Below are 23,674 nucleotides of genomic sequence, written 5' to 3'. Positions count from 1 at the left end.
TCTTTCTATTGAAAGAAATTATCCAATGCTACAACTTAACTATGCATCGGTATGGTTAACGCAACATCACTTTCGCCTTTCACTGTGAATACTATCAAAAACATTTTCGATTACTAGATCTGCTAAATGCAATTGGTTAAAAAATCACTATATCGCAATAATCATTCAGTAATTATGTATTAGTTGAGCATATTTAGGTGTTGATAAGTGTCATTTAATGCTTGGGTTGCTTTACTCACTAGCTCGTCAATTTCTGCGTGGCTAATGGTTAATGGTGGCGAAATAATCATAGTGTCGCCGACCGAACGCATAACCAAACCATGAGTGATACACGCATCGCGGCAATATGTTCCAACGCCGACCTTGGCGTCAAATCGCTGCCGTAATGCTTTATCTTTCACTAACTCTATGGCGGCAACCAAACCAATGCCGCGAACCTCACCCACTAATGGATGTTCGGCCAATTGTTGTAAGCGCGACTGTAAATACGGCGAACTATCATTTGCCACACGTTCAACTAATTTTTCTTGCTCAATAATACGAATATTCTCTAATGCAGCGGCAGCGGCAACCGGATGACCGGAATAAGTAAAACCATGGGTAAATTCGCCACATTCTTGCTTAATAACGTCTGCCACTTTGTCTGACACAATCACCCCGCCCATTGGCACATAACCCGAAGTCATGCCTTTGGCGATAGTGATGAGATCTGGCTGCAAATCATAATACTCTGCTGCAAACCACTTTCCGGTGCGGCCAAAGCCGCTGATCACTTCATCAAGAATAAATAAAATATCGTATTTGGCTAAAATGCGTTTTATTTCAGGCCAATATGTTGAAGGTGGAATAATCACTCCACCCGCGCCCTGAAAAGGTTCAGCAATAAACGCGGCAACATTGTCTTCGCCTAGCTCAATGATTTTGGCTTCTAATGCCTGTGCTGTTTGTAACCCAAATGCTTCAGCAGACAAGTCTTTGCCCTCTGCATACCAATAAGGTTGCGCAATATGCACCACACCAGGAATAGGTAAATCACCTTGTTCATGCATGCCAGACATACCACCTAAACTGGCCCCTGCAACCGTTGAACCATGATAAGCATTCACCCGACTGATAATGGTTTTCTTGTTTGGCTTACCTTTTAAATCCCAATAACGTCGCACCATGCGCAAATTAGTGTCATTTGACTCAGAGCCTGACCCGGTAAAAAACACATTATTCATGTGCGCTGGAGCCAGAGAAGCAATTTTTTGAGCTAACTCAATTGCAGGAGGATGAGAGCATTGAAAAAAACTATTATAAAAAGGTAGCTTCTGCATCTGCTGGCTGGCGGCGTCAACGATTGACTGGCGACCATAACCCACATTGACACACCATAAACCTGCCATCGCATCGAGCAGTTTATGTCCCATTACATCCCACAAATAGACGCCATCTGCACGTTCAATCACCCGAGTCCCTTTTTCGGCTAACCCCTTTGAGTCGGTGAATGGATGAATAAAATGTTGTTTATCTGCAGTTTGCAGACGCTCAAGCTCATGTTGCTGGCTCATCGCATCTGTCGGTAATGGGTTTGGCATACTGGTATCCTTACAAACAGGTAACAAATTAATGTCTATTTGCTACCTGTTGTTATCCACAAACATTAGTAATCTAAGTTAACGTTCTCAACTATCATTACACGGTTAATAATAAGAACTCACGTTCCCATGAACTTACAACGCGTCTAAAGTTTTCAAGCTCTGCTTGCTTTACCGCCACAAAACCTGTGGTAAATGATTGGCCTAGATACTCAATACAAGCATCACTGGTTTGCATCGCAACTAACGCTTCTTCTAAGGTCAAAGGTAAGCAGTTGTCATTATTAGTACGGCTTTCATTTGACTTGCCGGTCACAGGCGTAGAAGGTTTTAAATCATCAACCATACCGATATAACCACATAATAAGCTGGCAGCAATCGCGAGATAACAGTTAGCATCGGCACCTGGAATACGGTTTTCAATACGACGATTTTGTGGTGATGATTCTGGAATACGTAAGCCACAAGTACGGTTTTCAACGCCCCATTCAAGGTTTACGGGTGCAGATGTACCAGGCAAGAAACGGCGGAACGAGTTAGCACTTGGCGCCATTAACGGTAACAATTCTGGAATGTATTGTTGTAAGCCCGCAATGTAACTGAGGAATAATTTGCTTTGAGTACCATCTTCTTTAGTGAAAATGTTTTTACCGGTTTTAATATCAAGCACGCTTTGGTGAATGTGCATTGCGCTACCAGGTTCATCGGTAACTGGCTTGGCCATAAATGTGGCACACACATCATGCTTTAACGCAGCTTCTTTCAATGTACGCTTAAAAATGAACACCTGATCGGCTAATGACAATGCATTGCCATGGCTGAAGTTAATCTCCATTTGTGCCGGACCGTCTTCATGGATCAAGGTATCAATATCAAGGCCTTGAACTTCACACCAGTCATACATGTCTTCGAACAAAGGATCATATTCGTTAGCAGCGTCGATAGAGAAAGACTGACGTCCAGCTTCTGGGCGACCAGAGCGACCAATAGGTGGCTTAAGCGGTAAATCATGGTCATCAGAGCGTTTGGTGAGATAAAATTCCATTTCTGGGGCAATAACCGGTTCCCAGCCTTTATCTTCATAAAGCTTTAGTACTTTCTTCAATACATTACGCGGTGACAGTTCAATCGGGTTGCCCATACGATCATAACAATCGTGAATAACCTGAGCGGTAGCTTCAACAGTCCATGGCAGCATGAAAACAGCGTTTTCGTCTGGCACACAAACAAAATCGATATCGGCATCATCAAGAAGTTGATAGTAAATCTCATCATCGATGAAATCACCAGTCACTGTTTGTAACAACACACTCTCAGGTAAACGCATGCCTTTTTCTGATACAAACTTATCTACTGGGGCTATCTTGCCACGTGCAATCCCAGTCATGTCACTGATAACACATTCAACTTCGGTAATTTTTTTGTCTTTCAAAAAAGCGATTAACTTATCCATTTTTATCTCACTTGTGTTGCCGCATAATGTCTACAGGCTTGTCCGAATGCTTCGAAAATAGCAGTATAGAATGCATTTTCAGTTACTTTCCATTCTGGATGCCATTGAACACCTAATGCAAAATTTTTAGCATTTTTAACAGAAAATGCTTCGACTAATCCGTCTGGAGCGAATGCTTCTGGCTGTAACCCCTCACCAAGACGATCAACGCCTTGAGTATGAACAGAGTTAACCTCTGCGGTGTTACAGCCCCATGCATCGTGAAGAAGCCCGCCAGCGACAAGATTTACTTGATGCGAAATACCATATTGTTCATCTAAAGGGGCTTTCTTATCTTCACGATGTTCAATATACGTGCCAACTTCATGTAGCTTTTGATGCAAACTGCCACCATACACCACATTCATTTCTTGAAAACCACGACAAATACCCAATACCGGAATACCGGCATCAATCGCAGCTTTTATCATGGGTAAGGTTATTGCGTCACGCTTGGGATCATGATGAGTGCCCTCATCACTAGGGAGCCCTAGGTAGTGGTGAGGTTCAACATTTGATGGTGAGCCAGTGAAAAGAATGCCGTCAAGACGAGCAAGAATAGCGTCAATAGGCGCATCGACACCAAGCGATGGGATAACTAAGGGAAAACCTTTTGCGCCATTGACCACACTCAACAAATATTTTTCGCCCACTATGTTAAATGGATGAAGACCTATTTGCTGATTGCACGCTACTACCCCTATGAGGGGAATACCTGACTGAGACATATCTCACCTTTAGCAAAGAATGTGATGAACTTATTGTTTTACGTGTTCATTTTTTCACACACTACACGGATTTTTTTAGCTAGGCAAGAGGATAACGGAGGATAAAAATAACTTTTAATAAAAATAAATTAAAACACTTTAAATACATTGCGTTAACTTTAAATCAACCAAGATGTATAAAAAAATCATCTCATCAACATTGATGAGTTATCACGATAAAATGCGCCAAAATGGGGAGATGAATGCACAATAAAAGGGAATTTGTTGCTTAATATTCTTTACACAAAACAATAATCACATGCTAGGAGGAGAGTCTGTAACAGCAAAAAGTAGACTCATTATTTACTTTTGATAGGTGGGAATAGCTAGATTAATGGATGATCTTGCGCTATTCCCTTGAACAAAAACAGTCGATATAAGCAGAAAGAAATGAATGATAAACCATCAAAAATCAGCGGGGGTCGTTGCACTTACAACCTTACAAGCTTGCTCAAATGGGTTACGAAAACGGTGTGGTTGCTCACTGTTAAAATAATAACTGTCACCTTCTTCAAGAGTAAAAACTTCTTCACCCACAGTAAGCTCAAGTTTACCAGAGACAATGATACCGCCTTCTTCACCCTTGTGCTGCAGCATTTCAGCGCCGGTATCAGCATTCACTGGGTATGTTTCACTCATCACTGACATTGCTCGGTTGGGGTAATCTCGGCCAATTAGCTTATAAACTAATTCACCAGTACCAATATCGAGCAACTCATTACTGCGATAAACCACTTTCAGGTCTCCAACAGAACCGTCATCAATTGAGAAGAAATCGACTAATGACATCGGGATCCCAGATAAGACCTTTTTCAGTGAACTCACCGAAGGACTGACACTGTTTTTCTCAATCATTGAAATTGTACTGTTGGTCACCCCTGCACGCTTGGCCAACTCGCGTTGAGATAACCCTTTCAATTTGCGAACAGCTTTTAGGCTTGTACCAATATCCAAATTTATTCCCCTATTAAATCTTGACTGATAGCCTGCGACTAAGTGTTGCAGATTATTAACACTTTACCAAAAATCTGTACTAATTAAGCATGATAACTTACTTAAATCAAAGCAATTGTATTTTACACTAAATAAGTGTTAAATAAAATGCACACTCTAGATGTGTCACCTTGCATCTAACTATTTATTTAAAATCTATTATTATAATACAATCAATAGCTTGGAGAGTATATGCCACGTAATTCCCCGATTCATAGCCAACAGTACCCAGATTCCTTTTATGTCGCGACAGCAAAAGAGCTTTATCAGCACCCAAAATTGACCGAAAATATAACGGCAGATGTGTGTATTGTGGGGGGTGGATTCAGCGGGATTAATACCGCTATTGAACTCAGACAACGTGGTTACAGTGTGGTATTACTCGAAGCTAAACGCATTGGTTGGGGCGCATCTGGGCGTAATGGTGGTGAACTGATCCGTGGCATAGGCCATGACGCGACTCAATTCCGCAATGAAATTGGTGATGAAGGCGTAAAAGCCATTCAGCAAATGGGTTTTGAAGCGGTAGATATCGTCACGCAGCGAATTACCGATCATAAAATCGATTGCGACTTGCATATGGGCTATTGCGATTTAGCCGTAAAATCACGACATATGGATGATTTAGCTGCAGAATACCAAGATCTAAAAGACCAAGGTTATCAAAAATCAATCAAACTGCTGGATCGTTCGCAAATAGGTGAAGTTATCGGTTCAGACTTTTACCAAGGCGCATTAGTTGATATGGGCAGCGGACATTTGCATCCACTTAATCTAGCCTTGGGTGAAGCAAAAGTTGCTCGCGAGCTTGGCGCACAATTATTTGAATACAGCGCCGCAGAAAAAATCATTAAAGGCAATAAACCCAAAGTAATTACCGCTGAAGGTGAAGTGACTTGTAACTATCTCGTATTGGCTGGTAATGGTTATATCGGCAATAAATTAAGCCCTTTTCTTGGCGGAAAAGTACTCCCCACAGGCACCTACTTATTAGCCACTGAGCCGTTAACTGAACAACAATGTGCCAGTATCATCCCGCAAAATATGGCATTTGCCGATATGCGCGTGGCATTAGATTACTTCCATTTATCAGCAGACCGCCGTTTATTGTTTGGCGGTTTATGCACTTATTCTGGTAAAGACCCAAAAGATATTGAAGCCGAGTTAAGGCCTAATCTTGAAAAAGTTTTCCCACAATTAAAAGGCATCAAAATTGATTATGAATGGGGTGGTATGATGGGCATTGGCGCCAACCGCATGCCGCAAATCGGTCGTTTACCCGACGCAGCCAACATCTACTTCGCCCAAGCCTATGCAGGTCATGGTGTAAACGCCACCCATATGGCTGCTAGATTAATAGCTGAAGCAATTAGCCAACAATCACAACGCATTGATGTGTTTAATGACATTAAACACATGACTTTCCCTGGCGGCCCAATGTTGCGCTCGCCATTGTTAGCAGCAGGCATGTTGTACCACAGAATGAAGGATTTGCTTTAGGTTGATGGATTTGCTGTGGGTTGGCAAAAAGGTCAACCTTTGTTCTTTTTATGGCCTGCGGCCACTAACGTCGTGGCGCTTCGCCCACACCAGACTTTTCAAACTTCGTTTGAAGTAAGATCGCAAGGTTCCACCCTGCACAGGCCAAAAGGGGATCAACAGCAATCCCCTCTTGGATCACCCCTGCCGTTCCGGCAACATTTTCGCTTTCTAACCAAACAACAGCAGCAAAAAAATTGCGACGGAAATGTATCCAGCTTTTAACTCTATTTGGAATCGGCCTCGGCCTTATTCGAAAATGCTAACGCTTCAGATGGGGCGTCCCTTCCCCTCCAAAGCTAGCCAGACATCCATGTCTGGACTCACGTCATTTTCTTCAACGACCTCAAGTTCAGAGTTGAATTTGGGCGTTTTCAATCAAGGGATCTAAATCATTTTTGGACAGAAGCGTGTTAGCTCTAGCTGCCAAAATAAAGTTATATTCATGGCTATAAATACATGTTCAGTAAACGTTATTGGGAGAATAATAAAGCTCACGGGCTAATTAAACTCTTTAAACGAGTTCCTCAATGTTAAGGATCAGTAATTATAAATATTAATTTCTTTATGTGACGAAGGGGGTCGAGATTTGAACCCTCACCCTAATTCTAAGACGCCTGTATACGCGGGTTGTACGAGTATTGAATGAGTAAATTGTTACACCAAATTGTTGTTTATATCGTCAGAAAAATGATGTTCAGCCTCAAATGCTAAAGCTTAGTAATAGCTATTGGGTAATAGTCTCTTGTTAGCTGTTTTTACAACGGAACTCTTGGCTTTAACTCTATACCTTTGTTTGAGAAAAAGGCGAATACCTTCTTACGCCACTCGCTATTTGCACCTAAACTAGCATTTTCTATTGAATCTACGGGAGTTTCTCCCCATTTATTTTTATACTCAATATTGGCTCCTGCTTGAAGCAAAATATATGTGGCTTGCCAATCACCAGTTACTACTGCAGCCATAATAGGTGTTTTTTGGTGGTTATCAATTTGATTTGGATTTGCTCCGTGCTTGATCAGTAAATTTAGATTATCTAATCTACTAGCCGCTAAAGCGTTATATATTGGAGAAGGTGACCAAGTATCTTTAGAGTTAAATAAATTTACATCCCCCTCGTGAGAGATAAGGATTTTAAGTAATTTAGTCGATTTGTATTGAGCAGCCCAACCCATGATAGTTCTCTTTTTAAAAAGAGCCTCAGTTGAATTTGGGTTTGCACCTTTTTCTAGAAGAAGTGTTATCTGCTTTGTATTTTCATCAAGTACAGCTTCTAGTAATAGTTTATCCATATTTTCAATTGCACATACTTGAAAAGAAATACTTAATAATATTAAGACAATCTTAATATTATTGATCAAATATTGAATCACACTCATGTTCATCCTAAACAGCTAACGCTTATTGATTTATATCATCCTACATTCTCTATATCTTTGATGTAAAGTGATAAAATACTCTCAATATTCCAAAATAATCTGAGGTTACGCGTTAATATCGTCTAAAAAAAGCGATAAAGTTTAATTGCAATATTATCAATCCATTATATTTTTCGAAATAAATCTACATTACGACTTTAGGCTTACCTAATGAGTTGTTTGACTTTAATTAAGCTAAATTTATTGATACCTGTATCTAAAATCAGTTCATTCGGTTAAGCACAATCTAACCAGTAAATAATGGTTTCTATAGAAAAGCACCTCAATACTTGAGTAACTATTTCTCAATAAATAAAGTCAGCATGCATGTTTCTGAGAGTACAGATTTAGTAACGTAGTTTTGCTGTTTTCAATAGTAAATGAATACATCTAAATCGTAATAATGAGATAGCACACGCTGAATACACTTAAAATCACCTGCCAATGGATAGCTTACTCATTAAAGGGTAACAAGCTTTGGGGCATAAATGATTTGCATACCTTGCTTGCAATTGGCGTGATTCAACTCTGAACTTGAGGACGTTGAAGAAAATAGCGTGAGCCTGACAGGACGTCAGGCTAGCTTTCGTTGGCCAGGGATGGCCTATCGGAAGCGTTAGCATTTTCGAATAAGTCCGAAGACGGTTACAAATGAAGTTAAAAGCTGGTTCAATCCCCATGGCGACCTTTTCGCAGCTGTTGTTTTGTAAATCGCGAAAATGTTGCGGGGCGGCTGGGCTAATTCATTTATAAAGAGTAAAGAGGGAATAGCCGTTGATTTCCTCTTGGTCTGGTGTGGGCGAAGCACCACGACGTTAGTGACCGCAGGCCATAGCCTAAACCTAGGGGAATAAATGAATTTGTCTGCTTAATTGAAAATGTACAAATTCAACTCTGAACTTGTGACGTTGAAGAAAATCACTTGAGCTGACCATGGACGGCCAGCTAGTTTTCGAGGGGAAGGGATGGCCTATCGGAAGCGTTAGCATTTTCACTCCTTATTACAAGATAGGCCGAAGCAGGTTTCAAATGAAATTAAAAGCTTGTTCAATCCCCATTGCGACCTTTTCGCTGCTGTTGTTTTGTAAATAGCGAAAATGTTGCGGGGCGGCTGGGCTAATTCATTTATAAAGAGTAAAGAGGGAATAGCCGTTGATTTCCTCTTGGTCTGGTGTGGGCGAAGCACCACGACTTTAGTGGCCGCAGGTCATAGCCTAACCAACTTTGGGGCATCAATGCGTTAGCGACTTATTGTAAAATGAGTCTAATTTAATCTTTAACCTTTACCCAATTCATGTATTTCTCATCAGCAATACTCAACATATCTAAATCTTCAGTGGTATCGCCGTAAGCATAAACACAATCATAATGATCTAAATTAAAACGTTCACAGATCCGTTTAGATTTCATTTTTTCACTACAATCGCCTGAGGTATAAAAGCCAGATAATTTGCCATTGTTTACCGCTAACTCACTACAAATCAACATCACTCCTAATTCATTACACCAATGCTTTAAATAGATATCAATGGATGCAGATACCACAACAACATGATCGCCATTATCTTTATGCCAGCGAATTTTATCCAGTGCGTGAGATCGAATGAACTGAGGAATAACTTGTTTGGTAAAATCCAATCCCATTGCATCAAGCGCATGGTGTTCTTTTTGATAAAAAGCGACAAAACTGGCAATGGGGCGCATTTTACTCGCAGGAAGTATGCCCAATTTATACATAATCACAAAAGGAGCGAGCAACACATTACCTACTATTAATCGAGCACCTGTGGTCGAGTAACGTAAAAATTTACTATACATATCGGCATTCGTAATCGTGCCATCAAAATCAAATAAGGCTAAATTCACTTTAATCTCCTTTAATGCATTAGCTTTTATGGCGATGATTAAGTGACTCAAAATCTATTGACTGAATGTATATAAATTGTCTGCTTCGATTCAGATTCGATGTCATGACACTTATTAACTGAAAAAATGAAATATGCTACTCAATTATAATTACTGCAACCTTTGAGCATGCTGCATCATTAAAGTGTCTAACACTTCAGGGCTTAAGCTAAATATTTGTACTATTTCTTCGCCGGTTTTAGAAAGCGTTGCTTGCTTGTCTTCAAAAGTAATATGTAAACCTAACGCTTTTAACGTCTGCTGATCATAACTGTATAATGGCGTGTTTCGTTTATCTTTTAAGCCTGGCATCATCCCCAATACTGTGACAGCTTGATTAACCTTAACCTTGTCAAAAAATACACGTTCGGCTTGTTCCCACTGCAAAATATATTCAACCATAGTTTTGCTGTACTTACTTAAGTCTTCCGAGCCGTATAATAGTGGTTGTAACGCCCCACCATGCCAACCTAACAGGGCATCTTGTTTTATCGTCACATCATCACTGGCCGTTACAACATAATTAGCACAAGATGACGCACAGACTTTATCGACTGTGACCTTTAATTTATGCCGATATACCAATTCACCTAATCGTATTCCAGCAAACACATCGCCCCCACCACTAGTAATAACCAATGAGGTGATTTGAGTTGAGCTATTTGCTATACCTTGTTCAAAGGCGGCAACATTGTCTGGGTTAATTTCACCGTTATAATTAATGGTATTGGGAAGTAAGGGATCGATAACAAGGCTGAAAGGAGGTTGTTTGCTTGCACAACCGGTTAAGGTTAGCAGCATAGCGAGCAGTAGATAACGCATTCATATTCCATCATGATGTTCAGTTGGCAAAAAATTAGCACAACAAGTTCATTATCAACAAGTAAATAATTTCACTTCCTCGATAATATTGATTAATCAGACTCTAACTGAACATTATTGCCAAATACCTCTCATTGCAGGTCGTTGGACTATATAGCTTTTAGATTATGTTGCTGCTTTAACCATCCGGTTTCATTTTGATTGAGTGCGTTGAAGACTCTTTATAAAAGAATGCGTGAGCCTGACATGGCCTTTCTCGCACATCTGACCTATATGGATATTGGAAATGTCATAATGATGTCGGAAACATCATTGACCATGTGCTTTAAGGTATTCAGACATCCTGTCTATCAGATGCTTGCTTTCGAGGAGGAATGTCGTTCTTTAGCATCCATGCCACCACGACATTCGTGAATCCATTCACATCAGATTCCCATAGGAAGCGTTAGTATTTTCACTATTTATTAATAAGATGGCCGAAGCGGAACTCAAATTAAGCCAAAGGCTGGCTCAACCCCAATGGCGACCTTTTCGCAGCTGTTGTTTTGTAAAAAGCGAAAATGTTGTAGGGCAGCTGGGCTAATTCTTTTATAAAGAGTAAATAGGCAACAGCCGTTGGTTTCCTCTTGGTCTGCTATAAGCAAAGCACCACGACGTTAGTGGCCGTAGGCCATAAAAAAAGCTGGATTCCGGCTCAAAAAATAATGCCGGAATGACAGCAACATTGGCCCTACTCTATTGGTAAAGCTGCATCTCCGCCCCACACAGCCCAAGAACCATCGTATAAAACCGCTTGATGGTGTCCGGCTACATAGGAAGCTAAAATCAAAATACATGCGGTAATGCCTGAACCGCAACTAAACACTCGTTGAGCATTATTACTGGTATCTAAGGTCGCGAAAATGGTATGCAATTCACGAATCGATTTCATTTTAAAACCATTTAATACCTGCGCAAAAGGCAAGTTGAGCGAACCGGGAATATGACCACTGCGCATGCCCACTCTAGGCTCTGGTGAGGTACCATTAAAACGCCCTGCTGCACGAGCATCAATCACATCAACGTTGGCATGACCAAGATGGGTTAACACAAACTCAGTGTCACACATTTTGTGTTGTTGCAAACGACCTTTGATATCGCCTGAGTGAGTAGCAGATGAGAATTGGCGGACGGTATCTCGCCCTTCTGCTTGCCATTGTGGTAAACCACCATCGAGTACAAATACCTTATCAAAACCCATAGTTTTGAAAGTCCACCACGCTCGCGGGGCAGAATAAATACCTTGATTGTCGTAAATCACTACTGTGCTGTTATGGGTTATTCCCAATGACTGCGCAGCATCAGTAAACTGCTCAGCCGTTGGCATTGCATGAGTTTGTGATGATCGATGATCAAAAAAAAGCTTGTCCATTTGGCATGATAACGCGCCAGGGATAACGAAAAGTTCATCGTACACTAATGGCTCTTTTCCCAGCACAATTTCCATACTGGCATCAAGTAACACAAGCTCAGGATCATCAAGATGTAATGCTAACCAATCAGTTGTCACTAAAGGATTATTCACGATTAACCTCACTGCAATTTGTTTATAAAACAACAATATTGCACTGTCATAACGCAATAGCAAGTCATTCAGCTATTGATAGCAATTAACCTCATTGTGCTCGATCAATATCCATATCTTTGTTCGCTGGATAAATGAAATCCTACACCTTAAATTGTGACACTAGCTGGTTTAACTGCTCAGCTAAACGGGCTATTTCAGCACTTGAACTGCGGGTTTGAGTTGAAGCTTGTGAGTTTTCTTCGGCGATACGTTTAACATTAATAATATTCTCGTTAATGCTCTCAGCCACTGAACTTTGTTCTTCTGCGGCGCTGGCTATTTGCATGTTCATGTCATTGATCAAATTTACAGCATTCGTAATTGATTTTAGTGCAGTATTGGCTTTACTGGCTTGCGCTACACAATGTTCAGCTTGTGTTTTTCCTTGGCTCATCACAGAGACAGCATTTTCTGTTCCGGCCTGAAGTTGTTCAATAATGGTCTGGATTTCAGACGTTGACCTTTGAGTTCTCTCAGCAAGAGTGCGAACTTCATCAGCCACAACGGCAAAACCTCGCCCTTGCTCTCCTGCTCTTGCGGCCTCAATAGCAGCATTTAACGCGAGTAAATTAGTTTGCTCTGCAATACTTCGAATAACACCTAAAATGGAACTGATGTTTAGGACTTCTTTTTGCACTTCGTGTAATTTCTCTGAGGAATCATTCACACTCGATGACAGAGAATTGATAGAACTTATTGTTTGGTCCACAACTTGTGAACCTGATAATGATTCAATATTTGCCTGATTAGCGGCATCAGCCGCTTTTGCCGCACTATCTGCAACATCATGAACGGTTGCAGCCATTTCATTCATTGCGGTGGCAACCATATCCGTTTCAGACTCTTGTCGAGAAATCCCATTGGATGTTTGTTCTGTGACAACAGCGAGCTCTTCAGATGCTGATGCTAACTCAATACTGGCGGCATTAATTGTGGTGAGCATCAGTTTTAATTTAGTAGACGTGTCTTGAATAGCGTTCAGCAACATACCCGTTTCATCTTTACTGCTACTCTCTAACCGAACCGTTAAATCGCCTAAAGCCAATTGATTTGCCGCATTAACAGCGGTTTGGATGGGCCGAGTAATACTGATGGTAAGAAGATATGCAATAACGAGCCCTATGACGATTGCAGTAATAGACATGATCAATGTGAACTGAATACTGTCTGCAATGGTGACATCAAGCTCAGAGCCTAATGCTTTTTGCTCATTCATTACTGAGAGTTTGATGTCTTCTGTGGCGTGAGCGATTTTAGGGCCATGCACATCTAAAACATTTTTAATTAAGTTATTTCTGCTGACAATAGAATCATGTACCTGATTCATTGATGCTAAGTAAATTTTATGGTTTTTTTCAAACTCGAGCATTAAACTTCTTTGCTCGCTTTGATTAAGATTTTTATCGAGTTGATCGAGCTTAGTTGCCATCTGATTAGTCATTTTCTCAAGGGCTAAGCCAAAATCACTTTCTTGATTAGTTTGCAAATACTTCACCATAAATAAACGCCCCATTAGCAGGGTGTCTTTAACATAACTGGCATAATAAACCGCTTGATTATCTTCATTATCATTTGACGATTGAATGAGACTTTCTATGGTGGCAAGCATTCTCTCTCCGCTTGGTACCAGCTGAGTGTCATTGATTTTATGTCTTTGTCGAATCAACTCAACAACCTGCTCAAATGATTGTTGGTAAGTGCGAAATGATTCTTCAACAAAGGTAATCTGTGCAGCTCGCTCAGGCGCCTTGATTTGCTTTTTCGCTTCCTCAAGGTAAGTTTTCATTTTGGTCACATCACTGTTGTACTCGACTAAATCTTCATCGGACTGATGAGATAATCTTTCACCTTAATACGCACCAATAACATATTGGCCTGAAGTCTTCCGGCGATATTCGTGTCTTGTGCTAGTGATTTATAATGAAGAAAACTCGAACCAGATGAGTTAAGTGCGCTAATGCTAGTCACCACAACAATTGCAAGTAGTATGAGCACCAAACCAAAACCGCCACTGATTTTTGCACCGAGCTTTAGATTGTTAAACATGAGTCACCTCAAATAATATCAACTAGCAAAATTGTGATTAGCTGAATGTCGCCATCAACAGCTAAAAGGATATAACCAGCAAATATTATTACCAACATCTTGCCAACATATCAATTTAAATAATTGATTTGAAATGCTAAAAATCATATTTATCAACCAACAATAAAACTAAAGTTTTACATAAAAATTGATAGTTAATACTTAAAGCTAGTGTTAAATAAAGAGTAAATAAGAAATACAAAGGTAACTAAATAACAATGAGAACTGAGAAATTTGACGGGAATTACTAGGACAATAGTCGCTGGATGAAGCATATTTGGCGGCAGTACTCACCACATAAGGGGGGCTGGAAAGGTGTTACTTTTAGCAATATGCTTTTGCATCTATGCTGATATGTTAATCATAAATAAACCGTGAGATCATCCTGCAATCAATTTATCATCTGACTAATTTTGAATCATTTATACACTGTGGTTTAGGGCGAGTAATCACATTCTTTAGCTTGAATACCTACTAATAAATAAGCCCTTTATTAGCAAATAAAGGGCTTTTCAAATCTAAAACCTTAGTGACTATAGAGCAATCCAAGTCGCTTTAAGTTCAGTGTACTTATCAAACGCATGTAATGACTTGTCGCGGCCATTACCAGACTGCTTATAACCCCCAAATGGAGCCGTCATGTCACCACCGTCATAATGGTTTATCCACACCATACCGCTGCGCAGCGCTTTAGCCGTTTTATGGGCTTTACTTAAGTTTGAGGTCCACACACCAGCAGCTAGGCCATAGATAGTGTCGTTGGCAATCTTAATGGCTTCTTCCATGCCATCAAATTCAATAACCGATAACACAGGACCAAAAATCTCTTCACTGGCAATTTTCATGTCATTTTTAACATTACTGAAAATAGTCGGTTGCACAAACATGCCGCCGGTTTCTTCCATCACTTGTTTGCCGCCATCAACTAAGGTAGCACCTTGTTCGCTGCCGCTTTTAATATAGTTCAATACATTAGTGAGCTGTTGTTGATCGACCATAGCACCACAAGTGGTTTTAGGATCAAGTGGATGCCCTGGTTGCCAGCCCTGCATTTGTTCAACTATCAACTTGATTAACTCATCTTTAACGCCTGACTCAACCAATAAGCGAGAACCAGCAGTACACACTTCGCCTTGGTTAAACGCAATCGCTACCGCAGCGGCTTCTGCTGCCGCTTTCAAATCTGGTGCATCGTTAAACACAATGTTTGGGCTCTTACCACCAGCTTCCAACCATACCCGCTTCATGTTCGACTCACCCGCATAAATCATTAACTGTTTGGCAATTTTTGTTGAACCGGTAAATACCAAAGTATCAATGTCCATGTGCAACGCCAGCGCTTTACCCACTGTATGACCAAAACCAGGCAATACGTTTAATACGCCGGCAGGAATACCCGCTTCAATGGCTAACTGGGCCATACGAATAGCGGTTAATGGTGATTTTTCTGATGGCTTTAAAATCACACTATTACCTGTCGCTAATGATGGCCCTAGCTTCCAGCACGCCATAATCATCGGGAAGTTCCACGGTACAATCGCGGCAACCACACCAACGGCTTCACGGGTGATCATGCCAATTTCGTTATGGGCTGTTGGCGCTATTTCATCATAAATTTTATCGATTGCCTCACCAGACCAACGGATAGCACGGGCAGCACCGACAACATCAACCCCTTTAGAATGCTGAATGGGCTTCCCCATATCTAGGGTTTCGAGTAACGCCATTTCATCGGCATTAGCTTCAAGTAAATCGGCAAACTTAATCATGACTTCTTTACGTTTTACTGGTGGTAAATTAGCCCAGGTACCCGCTTCGAATACTTCACGCGCATTGGCAACAGCAAGGTTTGCATCGGCTAAATCACAGCTCGCGACTTTGGCAAGAACTTTGCCATCAATTGGGCTGATACAGTCGAAAGTGTCACCAGACACAGCACTTTGATATTGACCATTGATAAATGCACTGCCATTGATTTGTAAACTTGCTGCCAGTGCTTCCCAATCGCTACGACTTGTTGGAGTACTCATTGTGACCTCGAAATAATAAATGGATTGATAAACACCAAAACTAAGAAATAAAGCAGGTGCCAAGACTAATTTGTGCCGTCTAAAATGGATTACTGACACATTTATGTTAATCAATATTGTCACCTGATTATGCTGAACAGCAAGAAATTTTCAATATATTTTACAAAATAGGCACATTTAGTTTAAATAAATGCACAAAACACTTTTATGTTCATTATTTTTGACATAGCATAGCGAATATTCGTCACTCATTATTTAATCAGTTTAAGATGAATCCCTAATAATTGTAGCTATCAATGTAGAGTCAATTTATGAGCGAATATAAGCAAAATGGAATCAGCGATTCATCACAATCTTGGCCAAATATGGCGCACTTTTGGATGCCATTTACCGCCAACAAGCAGTTTAAAGCCAATCCACGTCTCCTTGTTTCGGCACAAGGAATGTATTACACCGATATTGAAGGCAATAAAGTACTCGATGCTACCGCAGGTCTATGGTGTTGTAATGCTGGACACGGAAGGCAAGAGATCTCAGAAGCGGTAAGTAAACAAATTAGCCAAATGGATTATGCGCCGTCGTTTCAAATGGGTCATCCACTTGCATTTGAATTAGCGCATAAACTCAGTCAGCTCAGTCCAGATGGATTAGATAAGGTATTTTTTACCAATTCAGGCTCAGAGTCGGTTGATACTGCACTTAAGATGGCACTTTGTTATCACAGAGCCAATGGTCAGGCATCTCGAACGCGCTTTATCGGCCGTGAGCTTGGCTATCATGGTGTCGGTTTTGGTGGCATCTCAGTGGGTGGCATTAGTAATAACCGTAAAACATTCAGCCAACAATTACTGCAAGGTGTTGATCACCTGCCTCACACTCTCGACATTGCCAATAATGCTTTCAGTCATGGTTTACCTCCACATGGCTTAGATAAAGCCGAAGTGCTTGAGCAACTGATTACGTTACATGGCGCGGAAAATATTGCCGCTGTCATTGTCGAGCCGATGTCAGGATCAGCAGGGGTTATTCTGCCACCAGACGGTTACTTAGCGCGCCTGCGTGAAATCACTCAAAAACACGGTATTTTGCTTATTTTTGATGAAGTGATCACTGGCTTCGGCCGAGTTGGTGCTGCTTTTGCCAGTGAACGCTGGCAAGTGACGCCAGACATGATAACCACAGCGAAAGCGATTAATAACGGTGCAATTCCAATGGGCGCTGTATTTGTCAGTAATACCATTCACGATACATGTATGAATGGCCCTAATGAGTTAATTGAATTCTTCCATGGTTACACTTATTCAGGCCATCCGGTTGCCGCAGCGTCAGCACTTGCAACTTTATCAATATATGAAGATGAGCAGTTATTTGAACGCGCTAAGGGACTTGAGGCTTACTTTGAACAAGCCGTTCACAGCCTTAAAGGACTGCCAAACGTCATTGATATTCGCAATACCGGTTTAGTGGCAGGTATCCAACTGGCACCGAGCGATAAAGGTGTGGGTAAGCGAGGTTACGCCATTTTTGATCACTGCTTTAGGCAAGGTGCCTTAGTGCGAGCAACCGCTGACATCATCGCGTTATCACCGCCATTGATTGTAGAAAAATCACAAATCGACGACATGGTTAATCACATAAGCGATGCGATTAACGCGGTTGGTTAATCATTTTTAAATACCCATTTCTTGAATACCTATTTTGCTTAAAAGGATCCAGTTCATGCTTAACATTACTCATTTTGTCGATGGGCAACACACACCAGCGAGTCAGCGTAATCAAACAATCTATGATCCTGCAACGGGTGAAACCCGTGGCCAAGTATCACTGGCGAGTCATGAAGAAGTGAGCTTAGCGATTAGTGCGGCCAAAAAAGCTTACCAAACCTGGTCACAAGTCACCCCACTCAACCGTGCTCGGGTATTATTTAAATTTAAAGCCTTAGTCGAGCAACATGTTGATAAATTGGCACAATTAATCACTCTTGAACACGGCAAAGTATTAGATGATGCTAAAGGTGAAATCACCCGAGGGCTAGAGGTCGTTGAGTTTGCTTGTGGCATTCCACATTTGCTCAAAGGCGAACATACTCAGCAAGTCGGTGGCGGCGTTGACTCATGGTCAGTTAACCAATCATTAGGGGTGGTGGCGGGTATTTCTCCGTTTAACTTTCCAGTGATGGTGCCAATGTGGATGTTCCCTATCGCGATAGCCTGCGGTAATGCTTTTATCATGAAGCCATCTGAAAAAGATCCAAGTGCAGTAATGTTTATTGCCGAATTGCTTAAACAAGCCGGTCTACCTGATGGTGTATTTAACGTTATCAATGGTGATAAAGAAGCGGTTGATACCTTGTTAACTCACCCTGATATTCACGCCGTCAGCTTTGTTGGCTCAACCCCTATTGCTGAATATATTTACAGTACAGCTTCTGCTCACGGTAAACGTGTACAGGCGTTGGGCGGTGCTAAAAATCATATGATATTGATGCCAGACGCTGACTTAGATCAAGCCGTTAATGCGCTAATGGGAGCTGCATACGGTAGTGCCGGTGAGCGCTGTATGGCGATATCAGTCGTATTGGCGGTTGGTGATGTGGCTGACAAATTGGTGGAAGCATTACTGCCACAAATTAGTGCCTTAAAAGTGGGTAGCGGTGTGACGCCGGAAATGGACATGGGGCCGTTAATTTCGGCGCAACACTTAGCCAAAGTACGTGATTACGTTGATGCTGGCGTGAATGAAGGCGCGACGTTAGTGGTTGATGGCCGTGATATCAGCATTAGCGACCACCAGCAAGGTTACTTTTTGGGTGCGTGCTTATTTGATCATGTCACGCCAAACATGAGCATTTACCAGCAAGAAATCTTTGGCCCTGTATTAGCAATAGTGCGAGTCGATACCTATGCCGAAGCCTTGGCGTTAATTAACCAACATGAATTTGGCAATGGCACCGCAATTTTCACTCAAAGCGGCCAAGTTGCACGCCATTTTTGTCACCATGTTGAAGTGGGTATGGTCGGAGTGAATGTGCCCATTCCGGTTCCTATGGCATTTCATAGTTTTGGGGGGTGGAAACGCTCACTATTTGGGCCTCTGCATATGCACGGACCTGATGGAGTACGTTTTTATACTAAGCGAAAAGCCATTACGGCTCGCTGGCCACAAGCTAAAAGCGACAGTAACGAACCTTCAGCATTTATAATGCCTACGATGAAATAAGTGAATACGATGAACAAAAACATTAGCGATATTACCGTGTTTAGTCGCCAATCAACTGCGGTTGAGTCTTATCACTTGGCCAATGAAAAACTGATAACAGGTAATCCATTACAGTCAGTACAAAATCATTTTGAAAGCCCATGTAAGCAATTTAATGTCGGTATTTGGCAAAGTGAGTCTGGCAGTTGGAACATTAATTATAGCGAATATGAATATTGCGACATTCTCGAAGGCACTAGCATCATCACTGACAGTCAAGGCCAACGCTTAACCGTCAGTACGGGTGATAAGTTTGTTATTCCAGCTGGATTTACCGGCACATGGGAAGTGGTTAATCACTGTAAAAAAATCTACGTTATGTTTGAACAACAGTAACGTTTAACCGCCATGCGGTACAGACGAAACCATGACGGTTTTGCTTCTGATAAGTGGCATACGCAGTAGCTAGATAGCTCAATATCAGTCACTGTATTTTATGTAAATGGAGATAATATCGTGTCGAAAACATTTAAAAGAACGCGAATTGCACTGTTAAGCGGATTAACGTTATCAGCTACTCTTCTGGCTCCGTTAGCAACGGCAGAAGTATCTGGTGCGGTCACTGTAACCAACGATTATCGTTTCCGTGGAATATCACAAACCGCTGGGGATCCAGCGCTACAAGCTAATATCGATTGGAGCCATGAAAGTGGTTTTTTTGTCGGTGCTTGGGGCAGTAATGTCGATTTCGATGAGCCAGATTACAATGGCCCAGACGTCGAAATAGACTTGTATGCTGGTTACTATGGTGAACTTAACGACGATACCAGTTATGACTTAACCTTATATCGTTACAACTACCCAGGCGAAAGCGATCTGGATTATTTAGAGATTAGCGCAGGCGTCGACTTCAGTGGTTTCAGAGCAGCCTATTGGTATACGAATGACTACGGTGGAAGCGATCTTGATCTGCACTATACCGAAATCAATTATGGCTGGGAGTTTGCCGAAAACTGGAGTTTAGACCTGCATTATGGCTACAACTTTGGTGACGCCATTGATGATGGTGAAGGTTTTGACAGCTATTCAGATTACTCTGTGGGCGTATCAACCGAAGTCTCTGGTTTTGGCTTATCTTTAGCTTATTTAGACACCGACATGAGTGGTGATTACAAAGTAAGCTCTGGGCTATATAAAAACTCAGGCACAGTACTAGCCAGCGTTAGTTACGCATTTTAACCCCTAGGGGTTAATTGCTACGCAACAGCGCTGATCATTGTTTATCGTATTATCACTAGCCCATTGTGGCTCACGATATACAAGTTGCAATGTGACATGAGTGTTGACGATTAAACGGTTATCAGCCGGTGTTAAAAACAAAAAACCGCGTAATGCGGTTTTTTTTATGGTAAAACCATAAACTAAGATTGGATACTGATTATAAAGGTCATAAAGCAGAAGTTATTTGGTCGACAATCCATTTAGCGATTGCCCTTGGGCTTGCTTTTTAACGCATTGCCAGCCGTCAGCAATATGTTGCAATTGTTCGCGTCTCTGCGGGAATTTATCAGCTAAATCAAGCATTAATGATGTTTGAATTTCACAGATTTCGGCCCAACGACTAGCATTAGAGAGTGACATATTTAGTCCTTAAATAAGTTATACATCCATTTACATGCACCTGCATCGTCATTAAATGTAGCACATATTCATCGTTTATAAAGCCATTTCGATAACTAAACCAGCCTAAAGATCACCCCCTCAGATATCCATTATGCCCTAGGTTAAATGACAGCAAATTTAGTTTAGGCAGCACTCAAATGACAAAATCATCTTGGATTAATCAATAAGGTCTTAACCATAGAATATAACTTGGATCTAGCGCATATATTTTAATAAATTAGCATTGCATCCAGAGCGTAGCATAGTATCTTAGGGTAATAGCCATCGTATAAATATACGGTTTAAAGGAGCAAACTATGGTTGATACCATCATCAAAGTACTGATAATTGCAGTATTATTTTTTCTGGCCTACAAACTGATTTTCAGTGGTAGCCGTGGATTAACCCTTTTTGAAATGCATTTCAAAGATGGCAAACTCAACAGACATAAAGGCAAAATTCCAGAGAAGTTTGAGCGAGACTGCCGTGCAATCGCTAAATCAAACAAACTCACTTGCACTGTTAGAGCGGAAAAGTCAGGTGACGTGCGTTTACATGTTTCGGCCAATATAGGCGATAACCTAGTACAACAGATCCGCAATCAGTTTCCATTTGAATATTACGATAAAAAACATGTTGATGCGTCTAAGCTTAAAGGCTAATACAGCTTAATGACGAACATAAAAAATGGACTCTAATGAGTCCATTTTTTATGTTCGCAAAGCACCAGCCTATAGCTTGGTCCGCTACTTAATCAGCTTGCTTAGCAATAACTAAAGTGACCTGAGCTACGGTAACACCAAACTTAATGATGTCACTTTTATTGATAATGGTTTGATCATCGACTAAAAACATCCAATCATCAAAATGCACTTGATACTCACTGCCATCTACAGCTAATTGCATATCATAGCGCCAGCGTAATGCGCTGCCGCGCGACTCACCCTCTGCAATACCTAAGATATCATTGGCTGTGCCTTGGTAAATACCATTACCTTTGTCAGTAATTTTCCATACTCGAGTTTGTTTTTCGCCATCATCGTAAACAAACCATTCGTTGATCACACCTTGCTTACCTTGTGGCGTGTCGGTCCAGTGCGCTTCCATAGTCACAGTAAATTTACGCGTCACCTTGCCAGAAAAATCTTGTACTATGCCTGCCGCCGTTAGCTTACCGTCAAAAAATGTGGCTAAGTCTAACTTAGGCGTCGTTTGTTGATAATCTTCAATCGAGGCTGATGAACATGACATCACACCTAAAAGTAATCCGCTAAACAAACACACATGAGCAAACTTTTTAATCATGCCGCGCGCTGAGAAAGATATCTTTTGAGGTATGGATAATAGGCTGGTGCGCATTAGTTGACTCCAATTAATTGTTTACGTAATTCGGGGTGACTGGTTTTTTCTGACAACCAGATATCGAGAAAAGCTTCAGGGAACTGGCTGTTATTAACTTGATAATATGGCTTATCATTAAGTAAAAATGCTGCATCTTCAGGCGTGTTAACTCTAAATGTGAGTCTATCGCCCTCTTTAACATCAGGCCATGCTTTGACTATCTGTTGACGATAAAGCTCAATATTATCTTTAGTTAACCCCAAATGTTGCCATTGCTCAATTGTCGCATCAACCAAATCACTGGCATCAATATCGCGGTGATATTGGATGTCGAGAGTCATTGGAAATCGATTAGCTTGATATTTACCGTCGATGGAAAATAATTTAGCGCTATAGATATCCAGCCACAGAAGACTCATATCGGCTGTGCCAACTTCAATCAGTGGCACATCAGCTGTGTCGGCTTTAACCAAGGGGGCTGTTGTCGCAATATGTGAAACACTGTCACCATCATTAGCAAAAGCATCACTGACACTCAACATGACAATAAGTGCTAATACCATTGCGCCCACCACACCAAAGAGTAATTCTGCTAACCAGTGCATCGATTGAGGTATCTGCCAATTTGGCTGCGATTTAGCAGCCTTGGTTAAGGTTTTCATCTAGGATTCTCCAAAACGAGAGCCACCGTTGTAATACGGGAGTTTTTTGCTACTGATTATTAACAGTACGGGAAATAAGCCACTCCAGATCAGTGCCAATATCAGTGCACTCCAAGCATCTCCCAATGGCAGCTCAACTGCATCAAATTTAGCGCCAGCAAGATAACTTAAACAACCAAATACCCCACCCAATACTGACTGTAACCACAGAGGGAGCTTTCTGAATACAGATAAGCTGTAGTCTAAACAAAGTGCAAAATAGAGCCATAATAGTCCCAACCAATAAGGGATATTAGCGAATTCAAATACGCCAAACCACACCAATAGACTATCAACCGCGATGCCAAATGCCCCACAAACACCCATAACTAATGCATCATGACGCGCTGATGGTGACAATAAAAAGTGACTAATGATCAATAAAATAGACAGTAATAAGAGTTGATTTTGAGCCAGTACTCCCGCCCACCAAACTAATTGGAAGCACACGGCGTTAATTAAGATAAATAACGTTGGCGGAATACCGTAAGAAGACATAACACCTCACACACAGGATGAGACGTCCCGGTAATAA

At 41.2% G+C, this 23,674-nt stretch carries 21 protein-coding genes; 6 read left to right on the top strand and 15 right to left on the bottom strand.

Annotation, left to right across the window (positions count from 1 at the left end; genetic code table 11):
* Nucleotides 1-179 precede the first annotated feature (179 nt).
* From H5114_RS06560 to H5114_RS06545, 4 genes are all read right to left on the bottom strand, one after another.
* The gene (locus tag H5114_RS06560; RefSeq protein WP_310736385.1) at nt 180-1,580 is read right to left on the bottom strand and encodes an aspartate aminotransferase family protein; all 1,401 of its coding nucleotides are present in this window, start codon (nt 1,578-1,580) and stop codon (nt 180-182) included.
* Between the two features lie 97 nt (nt 1,581-1,677).
* Complete coding sequence (locus tag H5114_RS06555) at nt 1,678-3,033, bottom strand: glutamine synthetase family protein (RefSeq protein WP_124017035.1); 1,356 nt, start codon at nt 3,031-3,033, stop codon at nt 1,678-1,680.
* A 2-nt stretch (nt 3,034-3,035) separates the two neighbouring features.
* Nucleotides 3,036-3,800, bottom strand: a complete 765-nt coding sequence (locus H5114_RS06550; RefSeq protein WP_124017034.1) for a gamma-glutamyl-gamma-aminobutyrate hydrolase family protein — start codon at nt 3,798-3,800, stop codon at nt 3,036-3,038.
* A 444-nt stretch (nt 3,801-4,244) separates the two neighbouring features.
* Nucleotides 4,245-4,793 carry a cupin domain-containing protein gene (locus H5114_RS06545; protein WP_124017033.1) on the bottom strand — a complete coding sequence of 183 codons (549 nt, stop codon included), beginning with the start codon at nt 4,791-4,793 and terminating at the stop codon, nt 4,245-4,247.
* A 231-nt stretch (nt 4,794-5,024) separates the two neighbouring features.
* On the opposite strand from H5114_RS06545, the gene H5114_RS06540 reads away from it, so the two are divergent.
* Complete coding sequence (locus H5114_RS06540) at nt 5,025-6,332, top strand: FAD-binding oxidoreductase (protein WP_182722501.1); 1,308 nt, start codon at nt 5,025-5,027, stop codon at nt 6,330-6,332.
* A gap of 797 nt (nt 6,333-7,129) precedes the next feature.
* On the opposite strand, the gene H5114_RS06535 is transcribed toward H5114_RS06540, so the two are convergent.
* The 7 genes from H5114_RS06535 to H5114_RS06505 form a co-directional block, all read right to left on the bottom strand.
* Nucleotides 7,130-7,750 carry an ankyrin repeat domain-containing protein gene (locus tag H5114_RS06535; RefSeq protein WP_182722500.1) on the bottom strand — a complete coding sequence of 207 codons (621 nt, stop codon included), beginning with the start codon at nt 7,748-7,750 and terminating at the stop codon, nt 7,130-7,132.
* A 1,308-nt stretch (nt 7,751-9,058) separates the two neighbouring features.
* On the bottom strand, nt 9,059-9,655 hold the full coding sequence (locus H5114_RS06530) for an HAD-IB family hydrolase (RefSeq protein WP_310736384.1): 597 nt from the start codon (nt 9,653-9,655) through the stop codon (nt 9,059-9,061).
* Between the two features lie 150 nt (nt 9,656-9,805).
* Complete coding sequence (locus H5114_RS06525) at nt 9,806-10,516, bottom strand: hypothetical protein (protein WP_182722499.1); 711 nt, start codon at nt 10,514-10,516, stop codon at nt 9,806-9,808.
* 730 nt (nt 10,517-11,246) lie between these two features.
* Nucleotides 11,247-12,080 carry a sulfurtransferase gene (locus H5114_RS06520; protein ID WP_182722498.1) on the bottom strand — a complete coding sequence of 278 codons (834 nt, stop codon included), beginning with the start codon at nt 12,078-12,080 and terminating at the stop codon, nt 11,247-11,249.
* 142 nt (nt 12,081-12,222) lie between these two features.
* The gene (locus H5114_RS06515) at nt 12,223-13,908 is read right to left on the bottom strand and encodes a methyl-accepting chemotaxis protein (protein WP_182722497.1); all 1,686 of its coding nucleotides are present in this window, start codon (nt 13,906-13,908) and stop codon (nt 12,223-12,225) included.
* Between the two features lie 26 nt (nt 13,909-13,934).
* Entirely contained in the window at nt 13,935-14,168 is a 234-nt protein-coding gene (locus H5114_RS06510; RefSeq protein ID WP_182722496.1) for a hypothetical protein, read from the bottom strand.
* 572 nt (nt 14,169-14,740) lie between these two features.
* Nucleotides 14,741-16,237: an aldehyde dehydrogenase gene (locus tag H5114_RS06505; protein WP_182722495.1), complete on the bottom strand. Its 1,497-nt coding sequence runs from the start codon at nt 16,235-16,237 to the stop codon at nt 14,741-14,743.
* A gap of 311 nt (nt 16,238-16,548) precedes the next feature.
* Between H5114_RS06505 and H5114_RS06500 the strand changes: the two genes are divergently transcribed.
* From H5114_RS06500 to H5114_RS06485, 4 genes are all read left to right on the top strand, one after another.
* The gene (locus tag H5114_RS06500; protein ID WP_124017899.1) at nt 16,549-17,901 is read left to right on the top strand and encodes an aspartate aminotransferase family protein; all 1,353 of its coding nucleotides are present in this window, start codon (nt 16,549-16,551) and stop codon (nt 17,899-17,901) included.
* Between the two features lie 55 nt (nt 17,902-17,956).
* Nucleotides 17,957-19,456, top strand: coding sequence for a CoA-acylating methylmalonate-semialdehyde dehydrogenase (locus tag H5114_RS06495; RefSeq protein ID WP_182722494.1), 1,500 nt, complete (start codon nt 17,957-17,959; stop codon nt 19,454-19,456).
* A gap of 9 nt (nt 19,457-19,465) precedes the next feature.
* Entirely contained in the window at nt 19,466-19,831 is a 366-nt protein-coding gene (locus tag H5114_RS06490; protein WP_124017897.1) for a cupin domain-containing protein, read from the top strand.
* A gap of 120 nt (nt 19,832-19,951) precedes the next feature.
* A complete protein-coding gene (locus tag H5114_RS06485; RefSeq protein ID WP_182722493.1) occupies nt 19,952-20,674 on the top strand; it encodes a TorF family putative porin in 723 nt (240 codons plus the stop codon).
* Nucleotides 20,675-20,896: 222 nt separating this feature from the next.
* On the opposite strand, the gene H5114_RS06480 is transcribed toward H5114_RS06485, so the two are convergent.
* Nucleotides 20,897-21,076, bottom strand: a complete 180-nt coding sequence (locus H5114_RS06480; protein WP_124017895.1) for a hypothetical protein — start codon at nt 21,074-21,076, stop codon at nt 20,897-20,899.
* A 338-nt stretch (nt 21,077-21,414) separates the two neighbouring features.
* Here H5114_RS06480 and H5114_RS06475 point away from each other — a divergent pair, with 338 nt between their 5' ends.
* Complete coding sequence (locus tag H5114_RS06475) at nt 21,415-21,759, top strand: DUF3634 family protein (RefSeq protein ID WP_124017894.1); 345 nt, start codon at nt 21,415-21,417, stop codon at nt 21,757-21,759.
* Nucleotides 21,760-21,847: 88 nt separating this feature from the next.
* On the opposite strand, the gene H5114_RS06470 is transcribed toward H5114_RS06475, so the two are convergent.
* From H5114_RS06470 to H5114_RS06460, 3 genes are read right to left on the bottom strand one after another with little or no spacing between them, the layout of a single operon-like run.
* On the bottom strand, nt 21,848-22,402 hold the full coding sequence (locus H5114_RS06470) for a DUF3833 domain-containing protein (RefSeq protein WP_124017921.1): 555 nt from the start codon (nt 22,400-22,402) through the stop codon (nt 21,848-21,850).
* A gap of 53 nt (nt 22,403-22,455) precedes the next feature.
* Entirely contained in the window at nt 22,456-23,100 is a 645-nt protein-coding gene (locus H5114_RS06465) for a chalcone isomerase family protein (RefSeq protein WP_182722492.1), read from the bottom strand.
* Nucleotides 23,101-23,637, bottom strand: coding sequence for a DUF2878 domain-containing protein (locus H5114_RS06460; RefSeq protein WP_182722491.1), 537 nt, complete (start codon nt 23,635-23,637; stop codon nt 23,101-23,103).
* Nucleotides 23,638-23,674: the final 37 nt, after the last annotated feature.

The organism is Shewanella sp. SR43-8, from assembly GCF_014163775.1.
Classification (GTDB): Bacteria; Pseudomonadota; Gammaproteobacteria; order Enterobacterales; family Shewanellaceae; genus Shewanella; species Shewanella vesiculosa.
Note: the sequence above shows the minus strand (reverse complement) of the source record. Positions and strands in the feature narration are given on the sequence as shown.

What these genes read in the sequence shown, in the direction of transcription:
- H5114_RS06535 (WP_182722500.1), bottom strand. Translation starts at nt 7,750, where the DNA reads ATGAGTGTGATTCAATATTTGATCAATAATATTAAGATTGTCTTAATA.
- H5114_RS06475 (WP_124017894.1), top strand. Translation starts at nt 21,415, where the DNA reads ATGGTTGATACCATCATCAAAGTACTGATAATTGCAGTATTATTTTTT.
- H5114_RS06515 (WP_182722497.1), bottom strand. Translation starts at nt 13,908, where the DNA reads ATGAAAACTTACCTTGAGGAAGCGAAAAAGCAAATCAAGGCGCCTGAG.
- H5114_RS06500 (WP_124017899.1), top strand. Translation starts at nt 16,549, where the DNA reads ATGAGCGAATATAAGCAAAATGGAATCAGCGATTCATCACAATCTTGG.
- H5114_RS06505 (WP_182722495.1), bottom strand. Translation starts at nt 16,237, where the DNA reads ATGAGTACTCCAACAAGTCGTAGCGATTGGGAAGCACTGGCAGCAAGT.
- H5114_RS06460 (WP_182722491.1), bottom strand. Translation starts at nt 23,637, where the DNA reads ATGTCTTCTTACGGTATTCCGCCAACGTTATTTATCTTAATTAACGCC.
- H5114_RS06510 (WP_182722496.1), bottom strand. Translation starts at nt 14,168, where the DNA reads ATGTTTAACAATCTAAAGCTCGGTGCAAAAATCAGTGGCGGTTTTGGT.
- H5114_RS06490 (WP_124017897.1), top strand. Translation starts at nt 19,466, where the DNA reads ATGAACAAAAACATTAGCGATATTACCGTGTTTAGTCGCCAATCAACT.
- H5114_RS06555 (WP_124017035.1), bottom strand. Translation starts at nt 3,033, where the DNA reads ATGGATAAGTTAATCGCTTTTTTGAAAGACAAAAAAATTACCGAAGTT.
- H5114_RS06560 (WP_310736385.1), bottom strand. Translation starts at nt 1,580, where the DNA reads ATGCCAAACCCATTACCGACAGATGCGATGAGCCAGCAACATGAGCTT.
- H5114_RS06540 (WP_182722501.1), top strand. Translation starts at nt 5,025, where the DNA reads ATGCCACGTAATTCCCCGATTCATAGCCAACAGTACCCAGATTCCTTT.
- H5114_RS06550 (WP_124017034.1), bottom strand. Translation starts at nt 3,800, where the DNA reads ATGTCTCAGTCAGGTATTCCCCTCATAGGGGTAGTAGCGTGCAATCAG.
- H5114_RS06480 (WP_124017895.1), bottom strand. Translation starts at nt 21,076, where the DNA reads ATGTCACTCTCTAATGCTAGTCGTTGGGCCGAAATCTGTGAAATTCAA.
- H5114_RS06525 (WP_182722499.1), bottom strand. Translation starts at nt 10,516, where the DNA reads ATGCGTTATCTACTGCTCGCTATGCTGCTAACCTTAACCGGTTGTGCA.
- H5114_RS06465 (WP_182722492.1), bottom strand. Translation starts at nt 23,100, where the DNA reads ATGAAAACCTTAACCAAGGCTGCTAAATCGCAGCCAAATTGGCAGATA.
- H5114_RS06470 (WP_124017921.1), bottom strand. Translation starts at nt 22,402, where the DNA reads ATGATTAAAAAGTTTGCTCATGTGTGTTTGTTTAGCGGATTACTTTTA.
- H5114_RS06495 (WP_182722494.1), top strand. Translation starts at nt 17,957, where the DNA reads ATGCTTAACATTACTCATTTTGTCGATGGGCAACACACACCAGCGAGT.